The organism is Streptomyces sp. NPDC004065 (genome assembly GCF_044903565.1).
Lineage (GTDB): Bacteria > Actinomycetota > Actinomycetes > Streptomycetales > Streptomycetaceae > Streptomyces.
In genome coordinates this window covers 1-6,688 of record NZ_JBJDQT010000053.1, presented here as the reverse complement: position 1 = coordinate 6,688, position 6,688 = coordinate 1, and the positions used below count along the sequence as shown (strand labels likewise).

Sequence of the window (6,688 nt, the reverse complement as noted above, 5' to 3'; positions counted from 1 at the left end):
GGCGGCGCGGGCGGCGCGGGCGGCGCGGGCGGCGCGGGCGGCGCGGGCGGCGCGGGCGGCGCGGGCGGCGCGGGCGGCGCGGGCGGCGCGGGCGGCAACACCGTACTTCCCCGGCCGAGCCCACAGAAGCGGCGTCCGGGCCGCTGCTCCATTCGGTGGTATTGCGGTTACGGGCGCGGCGTTGGAGCGTTGAACTTGCATGAGCGGAAGTCACCGACGGAAGCGGTCGAAGTCTCTGGGGTTCGACCTTGTGCAAGCGCAGTTGCGTCGTGCGGCTGCTGCCATGGCCGTGGGAAAGAAAGTGTCGCGGCCGGTTACGGAAGAAACGGTTCGTCCGGCGGGTGCGGAGCCGGATGACAGCGTGTCCTCGTCCCATTGAGGGGTTGCCGCAGGACCCAGGTCATTGCTCCGGATGACCTTGAGGTGGACGCCGCGCAGCCCGGCGGGAGCCGACCGTCCGTCGCGGGACTACGGGCGACGGCAACCCCGCTGCCAGTCACTCGCGACGCCCGCGGTCAGACCTCCGGGTCGGGCATGATCTCCCGGACCTCTTGCGCGCAGCGGCATGCGGCGGCGAACTTGGCAGCCCACCGCAGCGCGTCCTCGCGTGAGGGCACGTCGATGATCGAGAATCCACCGATCACCGCTTTGGTCTCCGGGTACGGGCCGGGGGTGACGGTTCCGTCGGTGGCGACGATGCTCGCCTGCTGTCTCTGCAGTCCGCCGCCGAAGATCCACACACCGGCGTCCTGGGCCTCCCGCACCACCTTGTGCGCGGCCTCGCCCACCTCGGGCAGCTCCTCCTCGGGGAAAGTCATCGAGCCGTCGTCGAACGAGATCAGATACCGCGTCATGCGGGGCTCCCCTGGTCCTCGGCCTCCTTCAGCCGTCCCACCCTACGACGAACGTCGCGCCCCGCGACCGTCACGCGCGCCGGCTTTCCGGGCGCGGCTTCCGCGACGGTGCCGTTGAGGAGAACGGAAGCGGCCACCCAGGCGTCGTAGAGACCAGCCTGCTCGTCGCGGTCAGCGGCGGAGTTCAGGCGTCTGCGACTCGCCGTCGACCGGTGATCGCCGGTCTGGTCGTGCTGTTCCTGGCGGCGGCCGTCGCGGCAGCGAGTCAGTGAACCGGCGCGACCCGGGTCGGCGAACCGGCGCGGTCCCGCCGCGCCGGCAGGAGCGGCCCCTCACGCCGTGGTCCGGCCGGGAGGCAGGACGCGGAGCTGGAGCATGGCGGCGTAGCCCCAGCGCGTCACACTGCTCAACTCCGCTTTGGAGCACGCGGTATGCGAGGAGGAGATCCCGCGCAGCGTCGCCCGCAACGTCCGCACCGGCACCCCCACGACCCCGCCGAACCCCTCGCCGCCGACGAAACCCGCCAGTGCCTCACGGCCATGCACGGACACCGGCTGCACCCCCTGTTCGAACTCGCCCTCCACACCGGACTCCGCAAGGGCGAACTCCTCGGCCTGCGCTGGGAAGACCTCCACCTCGACGCGGGCACCGCCGCAATCCGCCGACCCCTGCAGGGCACCGCTGCAGGCGGGCTCACCACGCTCCCCACCAAGACGCGCGCCTCCGAGCGCCGCGTCGCCCTGCCCACCCGCTGCGTCCAGACACTGAAGCTCCACCACGAGCAGCAGCAGCGGGAGCGGGAGGCTGCGGGCACCGCATGGCAGCACGACGGGCACCTGTTCACCACAGTGCCAGGCAGACCGATCGACCCGACCAACCTCACCCGCGCCTTCACCACGCTCCTTCGATAAACCGGCCTCTGGCGCATCCGCTTCCACGACCTTCGCCACTCCACCGCAACCCCTGCTCCTGGAACAGAGCGTCGATCTCGCCGTGATCAAGGAACTCCTCGGCCACGCCAACATCGGCGTCACCGCCACCGTCTACGCCCACGTCCGGCTCCGCCTCCAGCGCGACGCCATCGACACCCTCAGCACCGCCTTGACGGTCCTGCTGGCCAGGATTCGACCCGCGACGACGGCAACGACCCGCCACTGTGCGGAGCCACCGTCCGCTGACGGGGTCTATCAGGAATTAGGTGTGATTCGTCTGTGTGGCCTACGAGTTGATTGGTGGGCTGTTCGGCCTACACTCGTCCGGCGGTGAGGCGGCCGTCGAAGAGGACGTCGAACTCGTTGAGGGCGGACTTCCAGCGGTTGTTCCAGCGCTGGCGGCCTCGTCCGGTGGGGTCGAGGGCGAGGGTGGCCAGGTAGAGGCGTTTGAGGGCGGCCTGTTCGTTGGGGAAGTGTCCGCACGCCTGGGCTGCGCGCCGGTAGCGGGCATTGAGGGACTCGATCGCGTTGGTCGTGTAGACGACCTGCCGGATCGCGTCGGGCAGGCCGAGGAAGGGCACGAACTCGCTCCAGGCCCGTTCCCAGGTCCCGGCGATCGAGGGGCAGCGCTTGCCCCACTTCTCGTCGAAGTCGGTGAGCCGTTGCCGTGCTTCGTCCTCGTTGACGGCGGTGTAGACGGGCTTGAGGTCGCGGGCGACCTCGGCCCAGTCGCGGCGGGAGGCATAGCGCAGGCTGGCACGGATGAGGTGGACGACGCAGGTTTGCACCACCGTGCGGGGCCAGACGGCGTTCACCGCGTCGGGCAGGGCGCCGAGCCCGTCGCAGACCAGCATCAGCACATCGCGCACACCACGGTTCTTGATCTCGGTCAGGACGGTCTGCCAGTACTTGGCGCCCTCGCCGCCGTCGCCCGCCCACAGGCCGAGGATCTCCCGATAGCCGTCGGCGGTGACCGCCACGGCCACGTAGACCGGCCGGTTGGCGACATGACCGTCCCTGATCTTGACGTGCACGGCGTCGATGAAGACGACCGGGTAGACGGGATCGAGCGGGCGGGTGCGCCATTCCGCCATCGATTCCAGGGCCTTGTCCGTGATCGTGGAAATGGTCTCCTTCGTGGTCGTCATCCCGTACGTCTGGGCAAGGTGGGAGACGATCTCGCCAGAGGTCAGGCCCTTGGCGGTCAGCGAGATGACCAGATCGTCCAGCGCCCCGGTGCGGCGGGCGTACGCGGGCAGGATCCGGGGCCTGAAGGTCCCCAGCCGGTCCCGGGGGACCTGCACCGTCACGGCGCCGACCTCCGTCATGACCTTCTTGGCCCGGTAGCCGTTGCGCATGTTGCCGCCCGAACGCGATCCGCGGCCGCCGGCCCGGCCGGCCCCGGCGGCCAGGTGCTCGTCCATCTCGGCCTCCAGGGCGGCCTGCATCAGGTGCTGGGCCAGTTCGGGCAGCAGCCCGCCCTCACCCATCAGCCGCAAGCCGCCCTCGCCGCGGACCTTCTCGGCCGCCAGCGCGGCCAGCTCCTCCAGCAGCTCGCTGGACAGACCGTTCGGCGACACCGGCATCGACTTCACGTCGGCACCCTGAATGCTGCCGTCGGCCACGGCAAGCGACACGCTGCCGAATGTCTCGATCCGGTGATCCGTTGTCGTACTCATCAGGTGACTCCTTCGGGGAAGATCACACCTGATTCATGACACTCCCCGCTGACGTTGCCGCTGAGGTTGAAACGCTGGGGTGACAGCGTTACGGAGGCTCCAGTGCCAGTCCGGTCCCGGCGATGAAGCCGTCGAGTACTCCGGGTCGGCGTTGGATGCTGCGTAAGCGGTTCTTCACGAGCGGGGTGAGGTCTTCGATCGCGCGGGGCGCGAGGTTGGCCAGGGACTTCTTCACGGGGGCCCAGACGCCTTCGACGGGGTTGAGGTCGGGCGCGTAGGGCGGGAGCTTGACGATGGTCAGCCAGTCGCTGTTGCGCTCGTAGAACTCCCGCAACGGCTTGGCGTGATGGGTGCTGTTGTCCCACACCACGATCGGCGGGCCATCGCCGAGCTGCCGGCGAGCAGAGGTCAACAGGTCCGCGAAGCCGCGGGCCCGGAAGCCCTTCTTCTCGCCGGTACGGCCTCGGTACGTCTGGGTCCGGTAGATCAGACGGGTCTCGTGGCCTGGCCGGACGCAGATCATCCCGGCCATCAGGACCCGTCCCGAACCCTTGCCCACCACTTTGACCAGGCGGCGTTCTACCCCGCCTTGACCAAGTACGGCCCTTGCCGGGCTTCAGGTCCTGCCCGGCTCCGTCCTCGAAGACGATCCACGCGCCCAGGAGCTGGGCCGTCCTCTTACCCGTGACCACTGCTCCGTCCGCCACCTGGCCACTGCCTGCTCATCGCGTTCGACGGCCCTGTGCGCGGGGACCTGCGGTGACCAGCCCAGCCGGTGCAGCAGATACGACACCCCACGCGGGGTATACCGGTAGCCGAACAGGTTATGGATCAGCTCCGCGACCCTCGCCAGGGTCCACCGCTGGTCCTCCGTCCAGCCGTGCACCGCCGGCCCCGCCTCCAGCTCGGCCTGCAGTCGTTCCGCCTGGGCATCGCCGAGCTGACACCGGAAGCCGCCGGGCCCCCTGGAGGCCAGAGCCGCGCTGCCGCCCTGACGCCAGGCGGAGTGCCAGGCGTACGCCGACTTCCGCGACACCCGTAACCTGCGGGCCACCTCCGGCGGCCGCACGCCTCGCTCGAACATCTCCGCGGCTTCGAAGCGCACTGCCTCACGCTTCGCCCGCCCCGCAGCGGTCAGGCCGCCGCCATCCGCGTACCTCATGACGAGGATGTAGCACCACCAACGCCCGCTGTCACCCCACCGTTTCAACCTCAACGTCAACTACTGCCGTCGCGACGTGCAGAAGCCCCGCCAGAAGCGATCTGGCGGGGCTTCATATTTGCGCTCGCGTGCCCTCACAAGCCCCAGGCGGATTTCTAAAACTGACGATCATCGTTGACACCTGGGTCTCCGATCACTACGGAGATCCACATGCCGAAGTCCAATCCCAGCACTCCGCCGCTTGACCGTGAGGCCAAGCGGCGCCTGGCCGTCATACGCCACGTCGAAGAGGTCACCGGGAACGTCGCGATGTCCTGCCGCTACTTCGGGATCAGCCGGCAGGCGTACTACACCTGGTACCGCCGCTACCAGGCCGAGGGCATCGAGGGCCTGCGCATCCGCTCCAAGGCCCCGAAGACGTCCCCGAACGCAACTCATGTCGAAGTGGTCGGGAAGATCATCTACCTGCGGCAGAACTACCACTTCGGCCCCGAGAAGATCGCCATGTACCTCAAGCGGTACCACGACGTCACCATCGGCAAGTCCGGCGTCTGGCGCATCCTCCACCGCCTGGACATGGGCCGCCTGCCGGCCTCCCAGCGCTACAGACGCCACGACCGCAGATGGAAGCGGTACGAGAAGCAGCTGCCCGGCCACCGGGTCCAGATCGACGTGAAGTTCATCGAGCCGCTCGCCTCCGCGCCCCGTGGCCGGCGCGGCGGGCGCAACAAGTACTACCAGTTCACCGCCATCGACGACTGCACCCGCCTGCGCGTCCTGCGCATCTACCCGACGCTGAATCAGAACACCGCCATCCAGTTCCTCGACTACGTCATCCAACGCCTGCCGTTCCAGGTCGAAGTCATCCAGACCGACAACGGCTCCGAGTTCCAGTCCGCCTTCCGCTGGCACGTGCTCGACAAGGGCATCGCCCACACCTACATCAAGCCCCGCACCCCGCGGCTGAACGGCAAGGTCGAACGCTCCCACCGCATCGACGCCGAAGAGTTCTACCGGCTCCTCGACGGCGTCGTAATCGACGATGCCGAGGTCTTCAACGACAAACTGCGCGAGTGGGAGGACTACTACAACTACCATCGCCCCCACGGCGGCCTCGGCGGCCAGACACCTTACGAACGCCTCAAGCAGAAGACCGCGGCCCAGGCGTAATCGATCAACGTCAGTGGCACACAGAAGCCCCGCCAGGACGCACCTGACGGGGCTTCATCTTTGCGTTCGCGACTTACCCGCTCACGCACTGCAGGGCTACGGCCTCACGCCCCAGAGAATCTCGTAAAGAGATCACGGTCGCGCCAGGAATCGGAGAAGGCATCCAGCATGGCCTCGTGCAGCCGAAGATTACTGACGTCCCCTCGGGGGTGTCTGATCCTTTCTTCGACCGCCTCTCGGACAGCCTCCCAACGCAGCACATGCATCAGGAAAGAAACAATTTCAACGACACCTTCCTGGGGGGAATCGATCAGAGCGATCACGCGACTCTCGAATTGCCCTCTCAATCCAGGATTCCCCTGCAGAATCGAGAGAGCACGCTCCAATCCCGGCTCGAGTTCTTCGGCGCCGCAGGTCTCCTCTGCCGTAGCTAGGACCCCCTGGACGACCTGTATGAACTCCGCGACCGGATCAGCAGCTAGGCCGCCACGCCTCAATGTACTTCCCATCAGCACCAAGTCCATTCTTGTTGAAGGCATCCACTGCCGCCTTCTGGGCGTGAGCACCGTAAGGCTGATAATGGCCAGACTTATTGTCGAGGTACACGACTTGACCACCCTTGGTCTTGAACTCTCCGGCAGCCAGCACGTCCCTCCCCTGGGCGAGGCTCACATGACCAGCCGTTCGCTTCCCAATGACGAGCTCACCATCGCCGGTCACCACGTATGCATAGTTACCCGAGCGAGAGAGAACGGTGCCGGGAGCAACCGGCTTGAACCACTCCGGCGTATCTGCCGGACGTGTCAGTGATTTTGTGTAAGTCCTTGGGGTTCATACGGCGTTGAGTCGGTCCTCGAAGAACAGGGAGAACTGGTTCAGCGCCGTCTTCCA

General features: G+C 67.4%; 6 protein-coding genes and 1 pseudogene. 2 read left to right on the top strand and 5 right to left on the bottom strand.

Going from position 1 to position 6,688, the window contains the following annotated elements; translation table 11 throughout:
- Positions 1 to 515 precede the first annotated feature (515 nt).
- Positions 516 to 854, bottom strand: a complete 339-nt coding sequence (locus ACI2LW_RS33095; RefSeq protein ID WP_404734968.1) for a YciI family protein — start codon at positions 852 to 854, stop codon at positions 516 to 518.
- A gap of 399 nt (positions 855 to 1,253) precedes the next feature.
- Here ACI2LW_RS33095 and ACI2LW_RS33090 point away from each other — a divergent pair.
- Positions 1,254 to 2,032 (top strand): annotated as a pseudogene (locus tag ACI2LW_RS33090) (tyrosine-type recombinase/integrase); the annotation flags it as partial.
- A 68-nt stretch (positions 2,033 to 2,100) separates the two neighbouring features.
- Here ACI2LW_RS33090 and ACI2LW_RS33085 read toward each other — a convergent pair.
- The 3 genes from ACI2LW_RS33085 to ACI2LW_RS33075 form a co-directional block, all read right to left on the bottom strand.
- Positions 2,101 to 3,372 (bottom strand): IS256 family transposase, encoded by a 1,272-nt coding sequence (locus ACI2LW_RS33085; RefSeq protein ID WP_404734980.1) that lies wholly within the window; start codon positions 3,370 to 3,372, stop codon positions 2,101 to 2,103.
- Positions 3,373 to 3,553: 181 nt separating this feature from the next.
- Entirely contained in the window at positions 3,554 to 3,997 is a 444-nt protein-coding gene (locus ACI2LW_RS33080; protein ID WP_404734967.1) for a transposase, read from the bottom strand.
- Between the two features lie 84 nt (positions 3,998 to 4,081).
- Positions 4,082 to 4,627, bottom strand: a complete 546-nt coding sequence (locus ACI2LW_RS33075) for a winged helix-turn-helix domain-containing protein (protein WP_404734966.1) — start codon at positions 4,625 to 4,627, stop codon at positions 4,082 to 4,084.
- 210 nt (positions 4,628 to 4,837) lie between these two features.
- On the opposite strand from ACI2LW_RS33075, the gene ACI2LW_RS33070 reads away from it, so the two are divergent.
- Positions 4,838 to 5,797, top strand: coding sequence for an IS481 family transposase (locus ACI2LW_RS33070; RefSeq protein ID WP_404734965.1), 960 nt, complete (start codon positions 4,838 to 4,840; stop codon positions 5,795 to 5,797).
- 104 nt (positions 5,798 to 5,901) lie between these two features.
- Here ACI2LW_RS33070 and ACI2LW_RS33065 read toward each other — a convergent pair whose 3' ends face one another.
- Positions 5,902 to 6,321 carry a hypothetical protein gene (locus tag ACI2LW_RS33065; RefSeq protein ID WP_404734964.1) on the bottom strand — a complete coding sequence of 140 codons (420 nt, stop codon included), beginning with the start codon at positions 6,319 to 6,321 and terminating at the stop codon, positions 5,902 to 5,904.
- Positions 6,322 to 6,688: the final 367 nt, after the last annotated feature.